Source organism: Viridibacillus sp. KH_047, assembly GCF_057838945.1.
On record NZ_CM174479.1, the window covers coordinates 2,171,932 to 2,192,113 of the forward strand.

20 protein-coding genes and 1 other annotated feature are annotated in these 20,182 nt (G+C 34.4%); of the genes, 9 read left to right on the forward strand and 11 right to left on the reverse strand.

Annotation, left to right across the window (positions count from 1 at the left end):
- Positions 1–59: 59 nt before the first annotated feature.
- Together AC3IS5_RS10865 and ileS are read right to left on the reverse strand one after the other, a co-directional pair.
- On the reverse strand, positions 60–497 hold the full coding sequence (locus AC3IS5_RS10865) for a hypothetical protein (RefSeq protein WP_489424425.1): 438 nt from the start codon (positions 495–497) through the stop codon (positions 60–62).
- A 211-nt stretch (positions 498–708) separates the two neighbouring features.
- The gene (ileS, locus tag AC3IS5_RS10870; RefSeq protein WP_489424426.1) at positions 709–3,804 is read right to left on the reverse strand and encodes an isoleucine--tRNA ligase; all 3,096 of its coding nucleotides are present in this window, start codon (positions 3,802–3,804) and stop codon (positions 709–711) included.
- A 54-nt stretch (positions 3,805–3,858) separates the two neighbouring features.
- Positions 3,859–4,098, reverse strand: a binding site (T-box leader).
- A gap of 655 nt (positions 4,099–4,753) precedes the next feature.
- Between ileS and AC3IS5_RS10875 the strand changes: the two genes are divergently transcribed.
- Positions 4,754–4,954 (forward strand): DUF3977 family protein, encoded by a 201-nt coding sequence (locus AC3IS5_RS10875; RefSeq protein WP_489427862.1) that lies wholly within the window; start codon positions 4,754–4,756, stop codon positions 4,952–4,954.
- 42 nt (positions 4,955–4,996) lie between these two features.
- Here the strand turns inward: AC3IS5_RS10875 and AC3IS5_RS10880 are convergent, their stop codons facing one another.
- The gene (locus AC3IS5_RS10880; protein WP_489424427.1) at positions 4,997–5,140 is read right to left on the reverse strand and encodes a hypothetical protein; all 144 of its coding nucleotides are present in this window, start codon (positions 5,138–5,140) and stop codon (positions 4,997–4,999) included.
- Positions 5,141–5,227: 87 nt separating this feature from the next.
- A complete protein-coding gene (locus tag AC3IS5_RS10885; RefSeq protein WP_489424428.1) occupies positions 5,228–6,085 on the reverse strand; it encodes a S16 family serine protease in 858 nt (285 codons plus the stop codon).
- Between the two features lie 332 nt (positions 6,086–6,417).
- On the opposite strand from AC3IS5_RS10885, the gene AC3IS5_RS10890 reads away from it, so the two are divergent.
- Together AC3IS5_RS10890 and AC3IS5_RS10895 are read left to right on the forward strand one after the other, a co-directional pair.
- Positions 6,418–6,750, forward strand: a complete 333-nt coding sequence (locus AC3IS5_RS10890) for a PadR family transcriptional regulator (protein ID WP_489424429.1) — start codon at positions 6,418–6,420, stop codon at positions 6,748–6,750.
- 1 nt (position 6,751) lies between these two features.
- Positions 6,752–7,318 (forward strand): permease prefix domain 1-containing protein, encoded by a 567-nt coding sequence (locus AC3IS5_RS10895; protein ID WP_489424430.1) that lies wholly within the window; start codon positions 6,752–6,754, stop codon positions 7,316–7,318.
- A 435-nt stretch (positions 7,319–7,753) separates the two neighbouring features.
- Here the strand turns inward: AC3IS5_RS10895 and AC3IS5_RS10900 are convergent, their stop codons facing one another.
- Complete coding sequence (locus AC3IS5_RS10900) at positions 7,754–7,912, reverse strand: YjcZ family sporulation protein (protein WP_489424431.1); 159 nt, start codon at positions 7,910–7,912, stop codon at positions 7,754–7,756.
- 328 nt (positions 7,913–8,240) lie between these two features.
- Positions 8,241–8,468, reverse strand: a complete 228-nt coding sequence (locus tag AC3IS5_RS10905) for a hypothetical protein (protein WP_489427863.1) — start codon at positions 8,466–8,468, stop codon at positions 8,241–8,243.
- 351 nt (positions 8,469–8,819) lie between these two features.
- Here AC3IS5_RS10905 and AC3IS5_RS10910 point away from each other — a divergent pair, with 351 nt between their 5' ends.
- The 4 genes from AC3IS5_RS10910 to AC3IS5_RS10925 all read left to right on the forward strand — a co-directional run bounded on the left by AC3IS5_RS10910 (position 8,820) and on the right by AC3IS5_RS10925 (position 12,931).
- The gene (locus AC3IS5_RS10910) at positions 8,820–10,223 is read left to right on the forward strand and encodes an HD domain-containing protein (protein ID WP_489424432.1); all 1,404 of its coding nucleotides are present in this window, start codon (positions 8,820–8,822) and stop codon (positions 10,221–10,223) included.
- A gap of 210 nt (positions 10,224–10,433) precedes the next feature.
- A complete protein-coding gene (locus AC3IS5_RS10915) occupies positions 10,434–11,357 on the forward strand; it encodes an LCP family glycopolymer transferase (protein ID WP_489424433.1) in 924 nt (307 codons plus the stop codon).
- Positions 11,358–11,581: 224 nt separating this feature from the next.
- Complete coding sequence (locus AC3IS5_RS10920; RefSeq protein ID WP_489424434.1) at positions 11,582–12,091, forward strand: hypothetical protein; 510 nt, start codon at positions 11,582–11,584, stop codon at positions 12,089–12,091.
- A 150-nt stretch (positions 12,092–12,241) separates the two neighbouring features.
- Positions 12,242–12,931: an alpha/beta fold hydrolase gene (locus AC3IS5_RS10925; protein ID WP_489424435.1), complete on the forward strand. Its 690-nt coding sequence runs from the start codon at positions 12,242–12,244 to the stop codon at positions 12,929–12,931.
- 945 nt (positions 12,932–13,876) lie between these two features.
- Here the strand turns inward: AC3IS5_RS10925 and AC3IS5_RS10930 are convergent.
- Positions 13,877–14,248, reverse strand: a complete 372-nt coding sequence (locus AC3IS5_RS10930; protein ID WP_489424436.1) for an rRNA methyltransferase — start codon at positions 14,246–14,248, stop codon at positions 13,877–13,879.
- Between the two features lie 402 nt (positions 14,249–14,650).
- Between AC3IS5_RS10930 and AC3IS5_RS10935 the strand changes: the two genes are divergently transcribed.
- Positions 14,651–15,094: an NUDIX hydrolase gene (locus tag AC3IS5_RS10935; protein WP_489424437.1), complete on the forward strand. Its 444-nt coding sequence runs from the start codon at positions 14,651–14,653 to the stop codon at positions 15,092–15,094.
- Positions 15,095–15,366: 272 nt separating this feature from the next.
- Here the strand turns inward: AC3IS5_RS10935 and AC3IS5_RS10940 are convergent, their stop codons facing one another.
- From AC3IS5_RS10940 to AC3IS5_RS10955, 4 genes are all read right to left on the reverse strand, one after another.
- Entirely contained in the window at positions 15,367–16,470 is a 1,104-nt protein-coding gene (locus AC3IS5_RS10940; RefSeq protein ID WP_489424438.1) for an ABC transporter substrate-binding protein, read from the reverse strand.
- A 20-nt stretch (positions 16,471–16,490) separates the two neighbouring features.
- Positions 16,491–17,237 (reverse strand): ABC transporter ATP-binding protein, encoded by a 747-nt coding sequence (locus tag AC3IS5_RS10945; protein WP_489427864.1) that lies wholly within the window; start codon positions 17,235–17,237, stop codon positions 16,491–16,493.
- 37 nt (positions 17,238–17,274) lie between these two features.
- Positions 17,275–18,096, reverse strand: coding sequence for an ABC transporter permease (locus AC3IS5_RS10950; RefSeq protein WP_489424439.1), 822 nt, complete (start codon positions 18,094–18,096; stop codon positions 17,275–17,277).
- A 193-nt stretch (positions 18,097–18,289) separates the two neighbouring features.
- Entirely contained in the window at positions 18,290–18,448 is a 159-nt protein-coding gene (locus AC3IS5_RS10955) for a YpzG family protein (protein ID WP_489424440.1), read from the reverse strand.
- Positions 18,449–18,836: 388 nt separating this feature from the next.
- Between AC3IS5_RS10955 and AC3IS5_RS10960 the strand changes: the two genes are divergently transcribed.
- Positions 18,837–20,099 (forward strand): glycosyl hydrolase family 18 protein, encoded by a 1,263-nt coding sequence (locus AC3IS5_RS10960; protein WP_489424441.1) that lies wholly within the window; start codon positions 18,837–18,839, stop codon positions 20,097–20,099.
- Positions 20,100–20,182 lie beyond the last annotated feature (83 nt).

Here is a 20,182-nt window from a genome sequence, read left to right on the forward strand (position 1 = left end):
ACTAAAAAAGACTCGTTATTCAATATTAAACGAGTCTCTTGTTATACCAACAACTCAAATTATTTAAGTTTTTCTACATTAATAATGAAAATAGTATAAGGCTTTTCATCAATCGTAACGTTAATTTCCCATAATCCTTCTAGATCAAAGCCGAATTTTGCTGGAACTGTACTCCAAACAATAAATTCGTTAATCTCTACAGTTTCTCCTGTCTCTTTATGGGTAGCGGACATTTTAGCCTCTTTACCGATTATGTCACTAGAATCTTCTAAAAAATATATATTGTAAAGTCTACCTTGGTTTGCAGGGAAGTCCGGATCATTTACCTCTCCATTTTCTCTTGATATGCCTATCTTTCCCTCAACTCCATATAACGTTTTTTCATCATGTGCAAATGTTGGTGATTCTGTCCATTCAGTTTTATCATCCTCTGCACATCCAAATAATAACGCACTAAATATGAATAAAATACCTAATAGCCCTACTTTATTTTTCAAACTAACACCCCCATTTTGAATGCATTTTTTCTTGAACTTATAACCCGTTAATAGGGAAATATACGCTCAGTATTCAAGTTATATTATTCTATATGGCTATTGAGAAACCTTTATTTTCAAATTAAAAGGGGCGCCAATAAGTCGATTTCGACTTATTGGACAGCCCCTTTTTAATGCTGTGTTTACACTATTGATATATAAAACATCATTATTAGTAACGCATTGCAACTTTCACAAGTTCTGCACCTAATTTTACATCAATAGGTTGCTCATTATCTTCTAATACATTAAATGTGATGTCATTTACAAGTAAATTTTCTCTCATTAAATCTTCAAAACGAAGGATCATTTCTTTTACTTCAGTACTTGCAACAATGTTTAGAGAAACATACATCTCGACTGGTAAATCTAATTTCTTTCTTGTGTCTTGAATTGTACGAATAAGCTCTCTGATCTGTCCTTCTTCAATTAATACAGGCGTTAATTGTACATCTAGCAGTACTTTTAATTGCTGATCGCCAGCTAGCTCAAAACCAGGTGTTACAGCAGATTCTACAAGAATGTGCTGGGATTTTAAAGTAAAGCTGTCTTCATTAACATTAATCTGTACTTCGCCTTGAGAAAGAATTGTTTGTTTCTTTTCTTCCGGCATATTTTCTACATATTGCTTAACGGAATTGACTGCTTTACCAAATGCAGCTCCAGCCGTTTTGAAATTCAGTTTGAAGTTAGCTAATTCATATTTCGAGATATCATTAGCAAATGTAACTGTCTTGACGTTTAATTCATCTTTTATGATATTTGTATAAGCATTTAATGACCTAGCGCCTCCATTTTGCCAAACGATGATTTGTTGAAGCGGCTGCTTTGTTTTTAATGAAGTACTATTACGAATACTTCTTCCGAATTCCACTATTTTCAAGATGGTTGCCATATCTTTTTCTAACTCCGGATTAATAACTGCTTCATCCGCTTTTGGATAGTCTTGTAGGTGTACGCTATTGTTTTGTAGTTTTAAATGAATATCCTCTGCGATATAAGGTACAAAAGGTGCTAGTAAGCGGCTAATTGTACTTAAAGTCTCAAATAGGGTAGAGTATGCTGCTTTTTTGTCTTCTGATAGACCAGAAGCCCAGAATCGATTTCTAGAACGTCTTACATACCAATTACTCACTTCATCAACTAATGCTGCAATCTCTCTTGTCGCAGCTGTAAATTGAAACTCATCCATAAACTCTGCTACAACTTTGACTGTATTATGCAAACGAGATAGCATCCACTGATCTAAGATTGTTTTCTTGCCTGTTTGATTTGCATCATATTCAAAACCATCAATTTTCGCATACATCGTATAAAATTTATACGTATTATCTAATGTATCAACTAGCTTTGATTTTGCATCTTGCACAGTCTTTTTCGAGAATCGTTTAGGATTCCAAGGCGAACTATCGATCAAGAATGCCCAACGTAGAGCATCAGCACCATATTCTTGAATCAATTCAACTGGATCTAGGGCGTTACCTTTACTCTTCGACATTTTCTGGCCGTTTTCATCTAATACATGACCTAATGATAAAACGTTCTTATATGGTGCCTGACCAGTAAATAGGGTAGAGACTGCTAATAGGCTATAGAAGAAGCCACGTGTTTGGTCAATTCCTTCAATGATGACATCTGCAGGGAATTGTTTTTTAAACTTCTCTTTGTTATCGAATGGATAGTGGTGTTGTGCAAATGGCATTGAACCACTGTCAAACCAAACGTCAATAACTTCTGGTGTTCTTTCCATCTGTCCATGACATTTAGGGCAAGCGCATTGGACATCATCAATATATGGTTTGTGAAGCTCTATACCATCGTCCAAATTAGTTGTAGCGATTTCTTTTAATTCTTCAATGCTGCCTGGTGCTACTTCATAGCCACAATCATCACAGATCCATACATTTAACGGTGTGCCCCAATAGCGGTTTCGGCTAATATTCCAATCCACTAGATTTTCAAGGAAGTTTCCGAAACGCCCGTTTTTGATGTGCTCAGGATACCAAGTGACCGTTTCATTATTTGCAAGCATTTGCTCTTTCAGAGACGACATATTGATAAACCAGCTATCTGTCGCATAGTAAAGAAGCGGGGAATCACAACGCCAGCAGTGTGGGTAGCTATGCTCATACTTTTCTTTGCTAAATAACAGACCTTTTTCAGATAGCATTTTAATAATATCTACATCACAGTCTTTTACAAATTTACCTTCAAGATCAACTACCTCTGATGTATAACGACCTTGCAAGTCAACCACATTCACAAAAGATAAGCTATTTTGTTGAATAGTTTTATAGTCATCTTCACCGTAAGCCGGTGCGATATGAACGATACCGGTACCACTGCTCTCCGTTACGTATTCAGCTAAGACAACGATATGTCCTTTTTCGACAGTTGCATAATTGAATGGAGGCAAATAACGTACGCCTTCAAATTCATGTCCTTTGTGCTCACTTAGAACTTCAACATCTCCACCTAGTACTTTTTCAACTAATGATTTAGCAACAATGAAGATCTCGGATTCTTTTTGAACTTTTACATAGATTAGCTCTGAATTCATAGCAAGGGCTACGTTAGCAGGTAAAGTCCAAGGTGTTGTCGTCCATCCTAAGAAGAATTCATTTTCTTTATCAGCTAATTTGAATTTCACAGTAGCAGATAAATCTTTCACATCTTTATAACCTTGTGCGACCTCATGAGAACTTAATGATGTTTGGCAGCTAGGGCAGTAAGGTGATACACGATGTCCTTTATATAACAAATTATCTTTATGCACTTTACTCAAGATGTTCCATACACTCTCGATATAGTCATTGCTTAATGTCATATAGGGATCATCCATATCAACCCAATAGCCTAATTCTTCGGTAAATGAACGCCATTTCTTCTCGTAAGTGAAGACACTTTCCTTGCATTTGTTGATAAATGGCTCAATACCATAACGTTCAATCTCTTGTTTACCTGAAATACCTAGTTGCTTTTCAACACCAAGTTCTACAGGAAGACCGTGTGTATCCCAGCCTGCTTTTCTCTCTACTTGGAATCCTTGCATCGTTTTATAACGTGCCACAACATCTTTAATCGTTCTGCCAAATGCATGGCCTACATGGGGTAGCCCGTTTGCAGTCGGTGGACCTTCATAAAAAACAAACGGTGTGCGTCCTTCTCTTGCATCAACAGAAGCTTGAAAAGTATCTTGTTCTGTCCACAGGTTACGAATGCGTTGTTCACGCTGTACTGTATTTTCTTTACCTTCATTCGAATTCATTGATATCGCTCCAATACTAAATAATATAAAAACATACAAAAAACCCCGTCCCAAGTAAGGGACGGGGTTAACCGCGATACCACCCTAATTCTATTGAAAACCGCTCAATAGCACTCAGCAACGTACAATCATACGTGTTCCTTTTAACGGCGGACACCCGGATAGACCTACTAAATCTTCAGACTATCTTCTCAGAGAGGATCTTCACATTACACTTAAACACTGACTTGCACCGATCTGTCAGCTCTCTAGGGAATAAGATGTAACGCTACTCTTTCTCATCAACGAATTTGTATGCTTTTATTGAGAATTATCGTAACAGAACAGAAAAAAATTGTCAATAATTAATGAAGGTATCAGCATTTTAAAGAAATGAAAGAATGGAATGTTACTATTTTGTAGGTGTAGAAACTTAGACATTTAGAGTTTAGTTAAATTAGATAGAGAATATAGAAATTTAATAATTCAAAAATGAACGGACGTTTTGTAGAATTAGGCGACTGAAAATAGTGTAATGCGAAAAGGATATTATATATTCAAAATAATCTATAAATAAATCACTGAATGTAGTAGAAAGATTGAATTCACTATAGCGTTTTAGAACACAAAGATACACAAATCTATTTTTCGCGAACGCTCACAGCAACTAAAATCAGTATATAAACACTTGGAAACCATTGATAAATATGAGTTTGTAGAGGATTTTTCACTTGAATTTTTATTGCATAAATCATTCATTTTGGGGCGGATAAAGGTAAATTAAGGTAGAATATAGAGGTATTTGTCATTTTGTAAATTCAGTTTTGAAATTTGATATGTTACCATTGATTTTACAAATCTATTTTTGTCCGATAGTAAGACGACAAATACTATTTACATTAAATGATTAACAAAAATGAAGCGGTGATCAAAAATGAAATTTATTGAAATAGGAATTGGTAATACATAGATTATTAGAACAGAGACAGAATTAGAGGATGGTTCTGAATTTGAGGAGCGGGGTATAAAAGGACCGATTATTTTTGAATCGTTTTATCTTCGAATTTGGTTCTTTAAAACTGTAGTAATCCCAGATTCAAAGGAAGGATTAAAGAAGATGAAAAAGAAGCGAAACTCCCTAAAGTTAGTATTAGGTATTCAGAGTAAATAAAATAAAGACGGAAACTTCGCAAATAAGAAATCTAAATCTGGTCTACGTCTTTTTTCTATATTCTTTTAGCTCATCACGTAATTTTTTTATTTCTTCTGTTTGCTCTAGAACATTATTATTTAATCTCCTTACAGCTTCAAATACAGCAAAAACTGCGCAAATAATCATAATCCCGATAAACTCCATTTTACACCTCAGCTCCTATATTGTAGAGACACATAAAGCATCTTGTATTGCTTATAAGCAGCATGTAGGATGCCTTAAATATATTGTTCAATTACTTTTATCGTTTAATTCATTAATTAGTAGAACCGCTTCATCTATTTGTGCGACATCAAGAATTTTTATGTTTAAGTTTAGTTTCTTTCGTATTTCCATAGCTTCTTTTCTATTTGCACTTGGTATGATCATCAATGAAAAGCCTGCTTTCTCAGCAATTTGCATTTTTTCTTTTAAAATCCCTATTGGTAATACGTCTCCCGTTTCGCTAATTGCACCAGTAACAGCGATCTTCAAATCATTTTGCAAATCGCCTCTCATTATAAGTCCTGTCAACGCTAAACCTAACCCAGCACTACTTCCCTCAATAGTATCGTTTTTAAAAAATTCGTTAATTCGCCCATATTCCTGTCCTAAAAATTGCTTCACTCTCATTTGATCTACGTCACTTTTTCCAAGATGGAACCAGTTCAATAATTGCCGGTTCTTGCTTCCATATAGATCCGAATGGGTGATTTTAGTAATATTTAGATAGTCCATTTGTTGTTTATTTAAAAGGTCTATAACAGCTTGTTTGTTTTCAGTGAATTGGAAATCAACTCTATTTACTCCTAATAAATAGATTCCTGAACCTTTGTATATTTCTAAAGGATCCGTATATCTATATGCAACGTGTGTGTAAGCATCATAAAATAGTAGCGGCAATTCGTAACAAAGTAGTAGGGCCATCATTGATGTAATTAACATTACTTTCCGTTTGATAGCACGTTTTTTCCAATACACAATAAGGGTAATCGATAAAATGATTAAACTAAGTAATAAAATAACAACAAAAGAAACTCCACTGATCACATCTTGAAGATACAAAAACAGAAATACGAAATAATAAAGCATCGTAATAATTACAGCCACTATATAAGGTAAACTCCTTTTGAGATTAAAGATAATTGCTTCACTCCTCACATTAGTGCCAGTATATTTTAAACTTCTAGAAAAATGCTAAAACCCCTTTATTTTAAGAATTATCTATTTTCTAATTCACATAAAAAACCGTTTATCCAGCGTAGATGAATGCTATATAAACGGTTTCTTTGCCTATTAAACCATTAATGGTAATGGATTCATTCATAAAAGTAAGAACTATTTGTACCGTACTTTAATCTATACATTGCTTTATAGAGTATAACTGTTTTATAATCTTTTTATACCTAACAAAGCAATGTATGGTTGAAGGAGCGAATTACGTGGAAATTGATAAGGAGATATTACGCGGTTACATAGACACAATCATATTAAGCTTACTTTACCATGATGATATGTATGGCTATGATCTAAGTAAAGAAGTAAAAAAACAGAGTAAGAATTCATTTGAAATAAAAGAAGGAACTTTGTATTTATCATTTAAACGTCTAGAGAAAAATGGCTATGTAACGAGTTATTGGCAAGAAGGAAGTGCAGCGGCCAGGAGAAAGTACTATCATCTCACGAATACAGGAAAAGAGTATTTAAGTCATAAAAAGAAGGAATGGCTTTTTATGAAACAGTTAATGGATCAATTTTTGGAAGGAGTCGAGTAACATGACATTAAGTAAAGAAACAAAAAACAAAATCAATCAATTCGTGAAGCAGAATACAAAGCTAAGTGTAAGTGACAGTGACAGTAACGAGCTTACATACTTTGAAGAACTTGCGATTCAAGCGAATCAAACATTAGGGGAGGCGAAGAAGACGGCTGCTAAATTTAAATGGTCTTCACAAAAGAATAAAGAAGCTCAAGAAGAATTAATGAGTTATATGGACGATTATATTCAAGATTTGATGATAGAAGAAGGCATTTCTGAAGCAGATGCGTTTGAAAAGGCTAAGGCCTCGTTTGCAGTTGAAAATCCAGATAATCCCATGCTAGATAGAAATGCGAAATGGATGCAATATCTTGAACCAAATATTGAGGAAGCAATTGGACTATATTACGCAGCATTTATGTTCATCGGTTTAACATTAGGTGCACTAATAGGGGTTATATTGCAAATGGTCGTGTTAAAAGAAAGTATTGGCATATTATTCTTTATTATCACAGGTATTGGTTTAATGATGGGTCTTGCTTTCGGAATGCTAAAAAATGCGAAAATCCGATTAAATAGTTAATTCGCCTAATAATTCATAAAGCGCATGTATTGACAATATCTCAATACATGCGCTTTTCTTCAATACGATATTTAACTAAAATCAATAAAGTCGACGTATCGATTCAATCTCGACAATACGCTCACGCCTATCTAAAGAATCCTCTCGAACAAGCATTTGTTCATCATGTTGAATGGCTTCGCCTATCATCTCATCTTTCTCATCGATTATTCTAGATGAATGTTCTTAGTTAATAAAGGGATCTTGACCAATGACTAAAAAGGGTTTTATCGATCGGAATCATCTGACTTAAACTGGTCAACCCAACTAGTGTCATTTATGTACATTCAAAAACCTACTTGCTCCGTTTTAAATCAACAGAAAAAGACAGGTTAAAAAAACCTGTCTTTTTTGGTGGATTACGATTTTTATCCAACAGTGTCAATCATAGCTACCTTAACAGTAGCCTCCGCCACCGTAGCCTCCGCCACCGTAACAACCTCTGTCGTTGTTCATGAAACTTGCACCAATAATAATTAAAAGAATAAACAGAACAATAAGTAATGCGAAGCCGCCACCGCGACGTTCTTCGAACCTTTCGTTTTCCATGCCCATACTGTACACCTCCCATACGTCTAATAGTTCATTCTATGTCAATATTGAAAGTGTGTTTGGGTTCAATGATTTAGTTTTATGAAATTATTTTAAAAATTAACGGATAGATGTTTTATAATCCAATTGTTTAAGTTAACTTCCTTATAGAGGACTAGCTGGGAACAGGTTCTTTATGATCTTATTTATGCTACAGGCTACTTTCACCCTATAGAAGAATCGGACAATATTCAGGTTGTGTAAAAACCCCTAAAATCATATGGTTCTTTGCAATTGATTGTTTTAAAAAGGTTGTTTTCTCTAAATCGTTATTTTAGTAAGGTAAGAGGGATTAAACCAAATATGTTCCATATTCAATAAGTAGAAAACTGACTAACCATAATAAAATTGCTATTCGAATTATTATATACATTGCAAACTCAAAAGAAGAAAGTTTTCTTTCTCGCTTTAATTTTTTTAGAAGCCGTACAGAAAAAATTGAACATAAGAGTAGGATTGCTATAGATATTTCATATACGTTCTCTAACAATCTTACATTTTCTACAAAGCTTTTCAGAATGATCATCCTTTCATATAGATGATATGGGCTGTTTAGTTTGATTATACAGACTTTTTTTGTTGTATAGCCGACGGATTATAGAAATATTCACATGTCCCTTTGCTTCAGTAAAATTCCTTTATACAGCATGCTAAACCCTAATCAGCATTTTTAAGAAGCAACAATCTATACAAAAAGAGCCATTATAAACAACGATCAAATTGTAGGCTAGTTTCTTTCTAATGGGGACGTGTATCAAGAGGGTATTAATTCATTTGCTACATCAATGGTTTAGTATATATAACTTAATACATTACTTTCATTGGAAAATTAACCCTTAATGTTATAATTATCTAAAAAAGGGGTGATTCCGTGATAGATGATTTAAAAGCGCGTTTAATTCAGATGAGCGATTATCTTTCGCGAAGTGAAATAAAACTTTTAGAAAAAGTTATTACTTTTGCGGATGAGGCACATCATGGACAAAAAAGGGCTACAGGAGAGCCATATATCACTCATCCGGTAGCAGTTTGCGAAATACTGTTAGAATATAAGGCGGATATTACCTCTTTAATTTCAGCATTACTTCATGATGTAGTGGAAGATACGGATATTACAATCCATGAAATTCAACTTAAATTTGGTAAACAAGTCTCTACCATCGTAGAGGGCTTAACAAAAGTAGAGAAAGGTTTACTCGAAAAAGAAGAATACAGTGCCGTCAATACAGAAAAATTGCTGACTGCTTCTATTATTGATATTAGAGTTGCTGTAATTAAGATTGCAGATCGATTGCATAACATGAGGACCCTTTCAATAAAAAAGGTTGAAAAGAAAATCCCTTACGCAAATGAAACTATCATCTTTTTTGCACCTCTTGCTGAGCGACTAGGGTTGTACAGAATTCAAGAAGAGTTGGAGGCATTATCATTCAGTTATTTGAACCCACCTAAGTCTAATACAGTTCAAAGGTTAATAAACAAATACTCTGACAAATTTGCGGATATTTTTTTTATGTGCTCTGCTGAAGTACAAAGAGAAGGGGGTTCACTAATAAAAAGTTTGGATTGGGGAAAAGAACCATTATACAGATCTTATTGCCTTTTACTAGAAGAACATGCTATATCTGATTTATTCTCAATAAAAGTTATCACAAATTCCCCTCTGAATTGTTATACTGCGCTTGGAATAATACATAATCTATTTACACCATTAGATAATCAATTAATGGATAATATTGCAATAGCGAAAAGTCCATTTTTAAAACAATTAAAGACCAAAGTACTTGTCGACAATATCGGAGTAAACTTTATAATTCAGAGTGAGTATGATAAAAAACTAAATGATATCGGGGTATTTGCATTATTAAAAAATGATTTATCAAGTAGTGAAATAACGACTTTAAGTAGTGATTTGTTAGGGGATGCTATACACACAGTAAAATCTATTTCAAATTCGCCAATCGAATTTTATGATTTAATAGCTTTCGAATTGCTACAAAGGGTTATTACTGTGTATACACCTAGAATGGATGTCGTTTCTTTACCTAAAGGCTCAACGATTATCGATTTCGCATTTACATTGAATTCACAATTAGCTAAATGTATGTCTGCTGCATTGGTAAATGGCGAACAGAAGCCCATTAATCATGTACTTAATGATATGGAAATTGTAGAAATACTTACGTCTAATAAAGAAATGGTTAGAGCTGATTGGTTAATTCATGCTCAAACTTCAAAAGCAATTAAAGAAATTAATGATTTATTAAATAAGTAAAAAAAAGTGTTACTGTCATGGAGTTGCTGAAGCAGCTCTTTTTTGTTGACCTTTAAAGAAAAATTTTTATAATATTCTATGGCAACCATTTAATCAATTCTATCGTTATATGTATTAGATTTCATGATTTTCACTAAAATTATGAAATTTAAGGAAGATTACAATTATAAAAGAAGTTACTATATATCAGAAAGATTAAGGAGAATGAAGATGGAAGAAAAAAAGTGGTATAAACAGAAAAAATACCAAATTATACTTGGTATTGTACTGTTTTTAGTATTAGGGGTAGGCGGCTATGCTTTTAGTATATATAATTCTTTCAATTCCGCTCTTGACAATATGCATGAGCCTATAGATAAAACAGATAAGAGAGAAAATGATATATCTATTAAAAAACAAGATCCTTTCTCTGTATTATTGTTAGGCGTAGATGAAAGAGCTAACGATTCAGGTAGATCAGATACAATGATCGTGCTGACAGTCAATCCGAAAGAAGAATCAGTGAAAATGTTAAGTATTCCTCGTGATACAAAGACTGAAATCGTAGGGAATGGAACAGTAGAGAAAATTAATCATGCTTATGCTCGTGGCGGAGCAGAAATGGCCATTGCAACAGTAGAAAACTTTTTAGATATGCCAATTGATTATTATGTGAAAGTAAACATGGAAGGCTTTAAAGATATAATTGATACGTTAAATGGTGTCACAGTTGTAAATGATATGGATTTAACTTACAAAAACTATCACTTCCCGAAAGGCGAGATAGAGCTAAATGGTAAAGAAGCGCTAATATTCTCTCGTATTCGATATGAAGATCCTCGAGGTGACTTTGGTCGTCAAATTAGACAAAAGCAACTCATTCAAGCCGTTTTAGATAAAGGAACAAACTTATCATCGTTATTAAAAATAGACAATATCCTTGGTAATTTGGGTGATAATATTAAAACGAATTTCACATTAAATGAAATGTTAAATATTCAGAAACAATATAAATCATTGAATAAAAATATAGAGCAAATTCAATTTGAAAAAGGCAATGGTGGAAAAGAAGCAGGGGTATGGTACTATTACCCTGATGCAAATGAGTTAAGTGAAATTAAACAAACGTTAAAAGGTCATCTTTTATTAAAATAGAACCTATATACAAAAATCCCGTATCCTTTGTGGAATACGGGATTTTTGTATTCTATTCTATAAAGAATTAAATCTGAAGATACATAAGTAACTCTAGAAAAAGGTCATAACACCATTTAATAAACTGTATAAATTAATACGCACATTTTTCATTAAAACGTTAAAGATTCTCAAAATGTAAAATAAGAGGGGGAATTCACATAGATTTTGTTAGAGACTATGCAATGTACATGGCGATTTTCGGTGTGTTTGGATCAAGCTGGTTTGGCTGGGCTCAGGAAAAACCGAGAGAAAGCTGGCGAAAATATCTAGGCATTGCTTCTGTATTCTCTCTTTTAGTCGGCTTACTTGGCATTTATTTAAGTGTGACAAATTGGCATAGACCAAGCGTATTGTCGGAAGCGGTTGCATTAAAGAATTATTTAATCTTCGTGTATCTTGAATTCTTCGTAGCAGGGATCGGCGCTTTCTTATTGATTAAATATAAAAGAAAAGACTATGTGGCTCCTTGGGTTGCCTTTATCGTCGGCATACATTTTATTTGGTTAAAAAGCATTTTCCAAGACTCTAGTTTATATCTCTTAGCAACTTTCCTCGTCGCAATCTCAATCATCTCAATATTTCTCTCTAAAAAGCTTAAAGTAGCCAATAGCGCTATAACCGGCATCGGAGCGGGTATAGTACTGTTTTGCTATGCAATATTAGGATTAATACGTTTTATACTTGCTAACTAAATAGAAAAACCTATCAGTTTCGGCTGGATGACATTTTTTTTGGAAATACAAAACCAAAAGGAAATATTCAAACAACCTCTGAAATATAGATATATAGATAATAAATATATCTGTTTTCAACAGACGAAACACACCCTAGGAGATGATGAATTGGAAATACAAGTGAATCAAATTGAATTAAATGGACTTACTTTTCAATATCGTGAGAGTGGGGAACCTTCTGCACCGCCACTTGTAGCACTTCATGCGATGGGAAAAAGTGCAGAATCTTGGGATCAAGTTGCTGCAGTATTAGGAGAGAATTACCGCATTTTAGCTTTAGATCAACGTGGGCACGGTGGGAGTGCGAGATCGAGTACATACACTTTTGAACTGATGTGCGAGGACTTGCTTCATTTTGCGAATGCTTTGAATTTAGAACGTTTTACGCTACTAGGTCATTCCATGGGGGGAACAGTATCCTATCTTTTCTCAGAGAATTTCCCATCAAGAATAGAAAAGTTGATTGTTGAAGATACTCCTCCTCCTTTTCCGGATAAGCAGATCGAGATTCCCTCTAACCCAACTGAGCACCTACCGTTTGATTGGCTAGTTGTGCCTTCTATTCTAAAACAACTTAATGAACCAAACCCCGAATGGTGGGCGCGCCTTGCTGATATTAACCAACCTACACTTATAATAGGTGGTGGATCCAGCCATATTCCTCAAAACAAATTGCACGAAGTTTCTAAATTAATCCCGAATTGCGAATTGGTGACGATAGAAGATGCCGGACACTTTGTCCATGATGATAATTTACCAGTCTACTTAGCTAAGGTAAAAACTTTTCTTAATGCATGATTTTCTGATTGCTCTCACTGTTACCCCTGACTCTTTTTTTAAACAAACGGACATGAAATTTTAACGAATTTATTATTATATTTAAGTGCAGCGAAGTAATTACCTCAAAAATTAAATAGTTTAAAATAACCCCCGTATTTTTATTAGGACGGGGGTTATTTGTGTTTGAGTTTATATTAGTACTAACACTTTGCATTTGAAGGTCCAAAAAGGTTAATTATCCAACGCCATATATTTTCAAAAGGCTCTGATTCACAGCCTTTTTAGAAACACCACATCAATAACAAAAAAAATTGTAATCGAGAAAGGATAGTGACTTTACTATCCATTGATTCGCAAAAAGACCAGATTAATTTATCAAATGCCAAAAAAGACTTTATGAGCGTTTTTAAAGGGATTTAATTAAAAGGGTAGGGAAGTGCCGTGTTTTTATATTTAACATGGTTCTGAATGTCCTAGCGGGCCTTAAAAGTACAGAGATATAGATAATGAGATGTTTTATCCTATTTTAAATAAATAATATTATTGTTTAGGTGTTGCTAATCTTTATTAGAAATAACTTTACCTTGTGGTGTACTTGTAGAATATTTTAAAAGTATTAGTTGGATAAAACTTTCTGAAAAATCTTAAGTAGATTAGAAAGGAGCATATAGGAAATCTAATGTCCTGGATATTCTTGCTGATAGAACTAAAGTGATCCAGAATGCCTCAGTATGTTAAATGCTTGTGAATGAGTTACTTAATCAAACGAATGCGTCAAATGTATAACTGGATAGTTTAAATGGATCTATGTATGAATTTAATGAACATCAACAAAACACCATTTCACCTTAAATTTCAAAAATATCTCACTGTTTCAAGTATACTTATGAAATGAAACGTAACTTCCTATAATGTATATTATGTTCGGGGCGTTCTGTGATATAGAGTAAAAGTGAATTTCCATCACTCTACTCTATGTTTGTAACTCGCATTTTTTACATCGTTTAGATCTATGTATTGTACGCTATATTCAATGACATCGTTTATATATACTTGCTGTTGTTTCGCAAAAGCCTTCAAAGCTTCTAAAAGATCTGCATCATATGTTGTCTTATACTGTACTCGATCAGTTGGACGAGTTGTTTTATCATAGACGATTGTATTTTGATTTAATACTGCTTGTACACCTGATTCCAACAAGTAATTGACATGGGTATCATAATCATCAGCCATTACTTTTAGTTTTTCCAAAACCGCAGCACTTATATTCGTGCGAAATTTAACTCGAGCTATATCTGTTGCTTGAATCAATTTCCCATTTGATAATTTCCACATAAAAAACACCAACTCCTAGCTTATTCTTAATAAAAAGTGCCCTTTCCCCTAGTATACAAACGAATGTTCTTATGTGCAATATACATGTTCTTAGTACTATACGGGGTTTTATTCAAAAAAATGGATAAACCATTATCTATATAATGTATTTTTACACTATATAGGGTTAAATTACATTGTTTTAATGCGGAAAATGCCCTTTTTACACAAGTGGAACATTTGTTCCGTCCCCTATAAATGGGCATTTTTTAGATCATTGTATTCTATTGAATCTTTCCATTGTTGATTTTCCCCTTCATTTAGCAGTCGAAACATGTTTTCTAATTAGCTGAGTACACTCTTAAAGGATAATAACAGAATGATAAAGAATATTACTCTAACGCTTAATTTGGAGGGAAGTTTATGTTTATCGTAAATGTTGAGGGTGCAATTTACAAAAATGAAAAATGGCTTTTAATAAGACGCAGCAAAAAGGAAGAACATGCTGGGGGTTTACTATCTCTTGTAGGTGGTAAGGTCGAATTAGATGAAACGTCATCTGATATATTAGAGGAAACACTAAAAAGAGAAATATTTGAAGAAGTTGGTATTGAGGTTTCAAATCTTAGATATGTAAATAGTTCTTTTTTTGTTACAGATTCAGGATTAAACGTAATAGATATTGTTTTTCAATATGATTACGAGTCTGGAGAAGCATATGCTAAGTGTTTAGATGAGGTAGACGATGTTTTTTGGATGTCGACAGAAGAGATTCTAAATAACTCAGAAATACCACCTTATGTTAAAGAAAACATAAAGTTAGCTAAAAATTTAGTAACTGTTGTAGCAACTGTATCGGATCAGTAAAAAGTATATAGAAAACCGCTATAATAGCCCGTTATAAGGAACTTGCACTTATATCGTTTTAGAATTAGATTACAGGATGATCACGCTTACCTTGTGTACCACAACCAATTTCCTTATAAATGCTTTTATCAATTTAGAACTCCAAAAGATAAAAAAGCGGCCTTCATCTTGTTGCGATGAAGGCCGCTTTGATTTATATAGACGCCCATAACACATTAAATTCATGTTATAGGCGGGAATCGTTCAATTAAAACAAATCAAACACGAATAACTCAATATTCGCCAAGGATTTTGACGGCTTTTTCTGTGAGTGAAGTGTCAATTGCTTTATCGAAGTCGAATTCCCCTTGTGTAGCACCATTTGCTTTGTACATATCGTATTGTGCATGAATGTCATCAATACGCATTTTGCCATCTGGATCAAGACCAGTTACGAATACTTTTTCCCATAGCTTCGGATCTTTTAAAGCTGTATGTTTTGTCATGATGTCTATGATTTGATCTTTGCCTTCTCCTTTAATGAACGCATCATTATAGTCACGTACCCCTTTTAAATAAGCCAACATAAAGCGAAGTGATACGTCTTGTTCTTCAGTCATAAATTTAGGAGATGCTAATACTAATGCAATTTGTGAATCAGGCGCATAATCCGTTGTATCTCCAAATCGTGTTAGAATGCCTTTATCGATACCTTGAGCAATTAATGGCTCAATACTAAGCGCAGCATCAATCGAGCCGTTTTGGAGGGCTCCAAGCATGCTACCGAAGTCATTCATTAGTGTTAATTTAACATCCTTATCCGTTAATCCTGCATGTTCAAGCATTCTTTGATAGATGTAGCCATCAATCGCATTTTTTGCAGAGACTGCAATCTTTTTACCTTTAAAATCGGAGTAATCATTAATCTTATCTTTCATATGGTTACCAATAACAAATGAGAAATAGGATTTCCCTGGTACGTTATGCCCTTTATCTGCAATAATTTTAACGTCAATTCCCTGTGCAATTGCATTAAAGAAAGAGGCTGTTGATATTCCTCCTGCAATATCTACTTCACCCGCTGCAAGTGCAGGTAACATGTCATCACTATTCGCAAATTGAGCAAATTCTACCTCAATATTATAATCCTTGAAGTAACCTTTCTCTTTAGCGATATAAAAACCTGCTCCTGATGCCGCTCCGTCCTCGGCAATAACAACTTTCGTTTTTTTACTTAAAGCAGCCAAATCGCCAGACGGATTATCTTTACTTACTTCATTATTGTCTTTCGTTCCTGTAGTTCCCTTATTTCCTGTTTCTTTATCCGAACACCCTGCAACGAACATCGCAAGGATAAGGAATGGTATAAATAAACCTAACTTAAACCATTTCCGCATGTCATGCCCCCTTTTACTAATTACTTTCTAGATTTTTGCACTTCTTCTTGCAGATGCTTCCAAATGTCTAAAAAATGTCCTGCTGTACGATGGTCCGCTCTAATTTGCTCTATATTTCTTGGCCTTGGCAAATCATTTTTAATCTCTTTTATGATTCTACCAGGTTGTGAGCTCATCAATAGAATTCGATCGCTTAATAGCAATGCTTCATCAATACTATGCGTTATAAAAAGCACCGTTTTCTTCGTTTCCTCCCAAATAGACAGTAGCTCTTCTTGTAAAATGAATTTGTTCTGCTCATCAAGTGCAGCAAATGGTTCATCCATCAGTAAGATTTCCGGGTCATTGGCAAATGCACGTGCAATGCTTACACGTTGCTTCATACCTCCAGAAAGTTCTTTTGGATAGAGAGTTGAAAACTTTTCTAGGCCAACTTTTTCTAAATAGTAAGAAGTACGCTTTTTGATCAATTCAGCTGGCAGATGTCGCATTTTCAGACCGAATGCAACGTTCTCTTCTACGGTTAACCAAGGAATGACACCTCTCTCTTGAAAAACCATTGATTGAAGAGGTCTGTTCTCTTTCCCCTCAGCAATCTTATATTCACCTACACTCGTTGTTTCAAGTCCAGCTAAAATACGTAGCAACGTTGTTTTCCCGCAACCACTCGGACCAACCAGACAAACAAATTCACCCTCTGAAATATTAAGAGAGATATGATCCAAAGCAGTGACATTACTATTTTTCTTGTAAAATACTTTCGTCATATCTTGAATTGAAATTTTAGTGTTGTTTTCCACTGCTTCACCTCCAAGATAAAATCTTATTCTGTAGTGCCCTTAGCAAAAGTGAAAATAAGTAGCCGAAAAATGAAATGAGTATAAGCCCGACGAACATCTCTTTTAACATAAAGGCTTTATAAGAGGTCCAAATTAAATAGCCTATACCTGATGTAGCGCCCATCATTTCAGCTGCCACGATCGTTAAGAGCGCAATTGCCTGCCCCATTTGAATACCTTCCATCATGACCGGCAATGCCCCAGGGAATGCAATTTTCAAGAAAAAGTCCTTAGAGCTAGCCCCATAATTTTTGGCGACATCTAAATAGATGGAGTCGATATTAATGACCCCTGCAGTTGTATTGATGACGACTGGGAAAAAGACGCTACCAGCAATCGTTACAACTTTAGAGAAATCACCGATTCCAAATAGAATAATGATAATGGGTAACAAGGCAAGAGTAGGAATTGGCATAAGCGCCATTACAATAGGTGAGATGAAGTGCCTAATTGGTGAATACAGCCCCATCAATAATCCGATGACAACGCCTGGAATAACCCCAAGTAAGAAACCCGCAATAATTCGGTAAAGAGAAATACCAATATGGTGAAATAGCTCACCACTCATTGCCATTGAATAGAACGTACTTACAATTTCAGATGGCGGTGGGAAAAAACGTGCATCAAGTAAATTAGTTTGGGATAGGAACTCCCATAACAGCAAGAGAAAAATAGGTGAAGCGATTGTAAGCATCTGCTTCATACGTTCTTTCAATTGTCTTTTCTTCCATTCCTGTTGTTCAACTTCGACAGGATTGTGGTTATTAGTCATTTTATCGTCTCTCATTCTTCACCACCTCTTCATACAAATGATATGTACTTTGCCCTCAAAGTGTGTCACTCGCCTATTAGAAAAGGAATGTTGCCTAGTTGTTAGAACATTAATGAAACTGCTGAAAAAGAATAACTAATTCATCGTAAAACGCAAAAAACCCGGAAATTAAATTCCGGGTTTGATTGCACTTACACCTTCATGATCGTTATAACTGTGACTGTCGCGATTTCGCTGAAGTTCTCAAGAGTTTGTTATGCGGAGTTACCTCCGTTTGTCCATTCACTTGAGATTTTTGACGCTTATCCCTTGCCCAGTTGTGGTGGATTTGTTGAGATTTTGGATCTAAGTGTTCCGGCCTACTCATCGTGTTCCGCCTCCTAGTCATGGTGGATTTATAAGTGAATCGTAAATAGTATAGCTCGCAAACGTTTTAATATACATTCCGATAATTAGTATTCGTTTCCATTAAACTGAAATAGGTAAGTAAGTTGCAACTTTTAGAAAGATTGAATCCACTTTTCTACATAGAAATAATAGGTATACATCACAAGCTTTCTTTTCAATATCGCGAATACTTAGTACTAAAAGTAATAAACTAGCAAGTATTCATTTATAAAATGTACCGAAATACAATCACATCCGTTAAACTGCATTGCTGCATATTGTAATATTATTTACCTTTGAGGGCATATCACAATATCAAGTGAACGCATATGATAAAGGGTTAAATACAGATAAACAGAGGTGAATCATTGTTTATATATGTAGTGAAAGCGGGCGATTCTTTATTTTCCGTGGCATCAAAGTATCAAGTAAATATGGATAGTATACGGATTACAAATGGTTTGAAAATACCAAATATTGTACCTGGGCAAGATTTGCTGATTCCAACAAATGTCTATATTGTTCAACCTGGCGATTCCTTATTTAAAATTGGTCAAATGGCTTTAGTTCCTGTTGAAACGATAAAGCTATATAATGGTTTGCACTCAAATAATTTGTCCATAGGTATGCGATTATATCTGCCTCCTAGAAAGAAATATAGGGCAGCCAATTTCAGCTATTTAACTCCAACTACACTAGCAAGAGATATAGAATTGATTAATCAATTTGCAGATAGCAATTCTTATTATGGTGTATTTGAATATCATATTTCTAATAACGGTACACTGAGTCCATTGTATCTTCACAGCATTAATACATTAAGTCGGCAAAAACAAGTAGCGCCAATTGCTGTTATATCCAACTTAACGGAAACAGGTTTTAAATCCGCTATAGCAAGAAGTATTATTAGTAATCCGATTATAAGAGATCAAGCATTAAATAATATTTATAACATAGTAAAAAACAATAATTTTGCGGGCGTCAATATTGATTTTGAATTGTTGAAGGATTATGATGCCGAAGATTATGTGACTTTTATCCGAATGGTGAGAAATCGTTTAAGTCCAGAAGGTTATACTACATCTGTTGCATTACCTGCAAAGACTGATGATACCACCCCTTGGACAAAAGGTTATGATTATAAAGGGATTGGTGCTGCCGCTGATTTCGTTTTTCTGATGGCCTATGATTTTCATCATGCAGGTGGTGAACCAGGTCCTGTGGCACCAATAAAAGAGGTACGACAAACAATTCAATATGCTATAAATCATATGAATGCTAATAAAATTATTTTAGGTGTTCCGAATTATGGATATGATTGGACGATGGCTGGGGATGGTTCTGTCATTAGTGCTCGTGCGATTGCTGTAGGAGATGCGGTGAATACTGCAATGACCAATCAAGTACCGATTCAATACTCTAATCAATATCATCAGGCTCACTTTGAATATTGGGACGCATTAGGCATTCGACATATTATTTGGTTTGAAGATTCAAGGTCTCGTGCACAAAAGCTTCAATTAGTAGTAGACTACAAATTAAAAGGAATAGGTATATGGCAATTAGGGTTAGCATTCCCTCAATCAATTTATTTAGTGAAGCATTTTTTGAGTAAAAGAACTGTTATTTAAGTTGACTAGAAAACAAAGTAAAAATATTAGTTGTTAATTCATTACTATGAAAATAAAAACCACAATTTTCTAATATAAATAGA

What these genes read in the sequence shown, in the direction of transcription:
- ileS (WP_489424426.1), bottom strand. Translation starts at nt 3,804, where the DNA reads ATGAATTCGAATGAAGGTAAAGAAAATACAGTACAGCGTGAACAACGC.
- AC3IS5_RS10880 (WP_489424427.1), bottom strand. Translation starts at nt 5,140, where the DNA reads ATGGAGTTTATCGGGATTATGATTATTTGCGCAGTTTTTGCTGTATTT.
- AC3IS5_RS10895 (WP_489424430.1), top strand. Translation starts at nt 6,752, where the DNA reads ATGACATTAAGTAAAGAAACAAAAAACAAAATCAATCAATTCGTGAAG.
- AC3IS5_RS10900 (WP_489424431.1), bottom strand. Translation starts at nt 7,912, where the DNA reads ATGGGCATGGAAAACGAAAGGTTCGAAGAACGTCGCGGTGGCGGCTTC.
- AC3IS5_RS10915 (WP_489424433.1), top strand. Translation starts at nt 10,434, where the DNA reads ATGGAAGAAAAAAAGTGGTATAAACAGAAAAAATACCAAATTATACTT.
- AC3IS5_RS10920 (WP_489424434.1), top strand. Translation starts at nt 11,582, where the DNA reads ATGTACATGGCGATTTTCGGTGTGTTTGGATCAAGCTGGTTTGGCTGG.
- AC3IS5_RS10930 (WP_489424436.1), bottom strand. Translation starts at nt 14,248, where the DNA reads ATGTGGAAATTATCAAATGGGAAATTGATTCAAGCAACAGATATAGCT.
- AC3IS5_RS10935 (WP_489424437.1), top strand. Translation starts at nt 14,651, where the DNA reads ATGTTTATCGTAAATGTTGAGGGTGCAATTTACAAAAATGAAAAATGG.
- AC3IS5_RS10940 (WP_489424438.1), bottom strand. Translation starts at nt 16,470, where the DNA reads ATGCGGAAATGGTTTAAGTTAGGTTTATTTATACCATTCCTTATCCTT.
- AC3IS5_RS10945 (WP_489427864.1), bottom strand. Translation starts at nt 17,237, where the DNA reads ATGACGAAAGTATTTTACAAGAAAAATAGTAATGTCACTGCTTTGGAT.
- AC3IS5_RS10950 (WP_489424439.1), bottom strand. Translation starts at nt 18,096, where the DNA reads ATGAGAGACGATAAAATGACTAATAACCACAATCCTGTCGAAGTTGAA.
- AC3IS5_RS10955 (WP_489424440.1), bottom strand. Translation starts at nt 18,448, where the DNA reads ATGAGTAGGCCGGAACACTTAGATCCAAAATCTCAACAAATCCACCAC.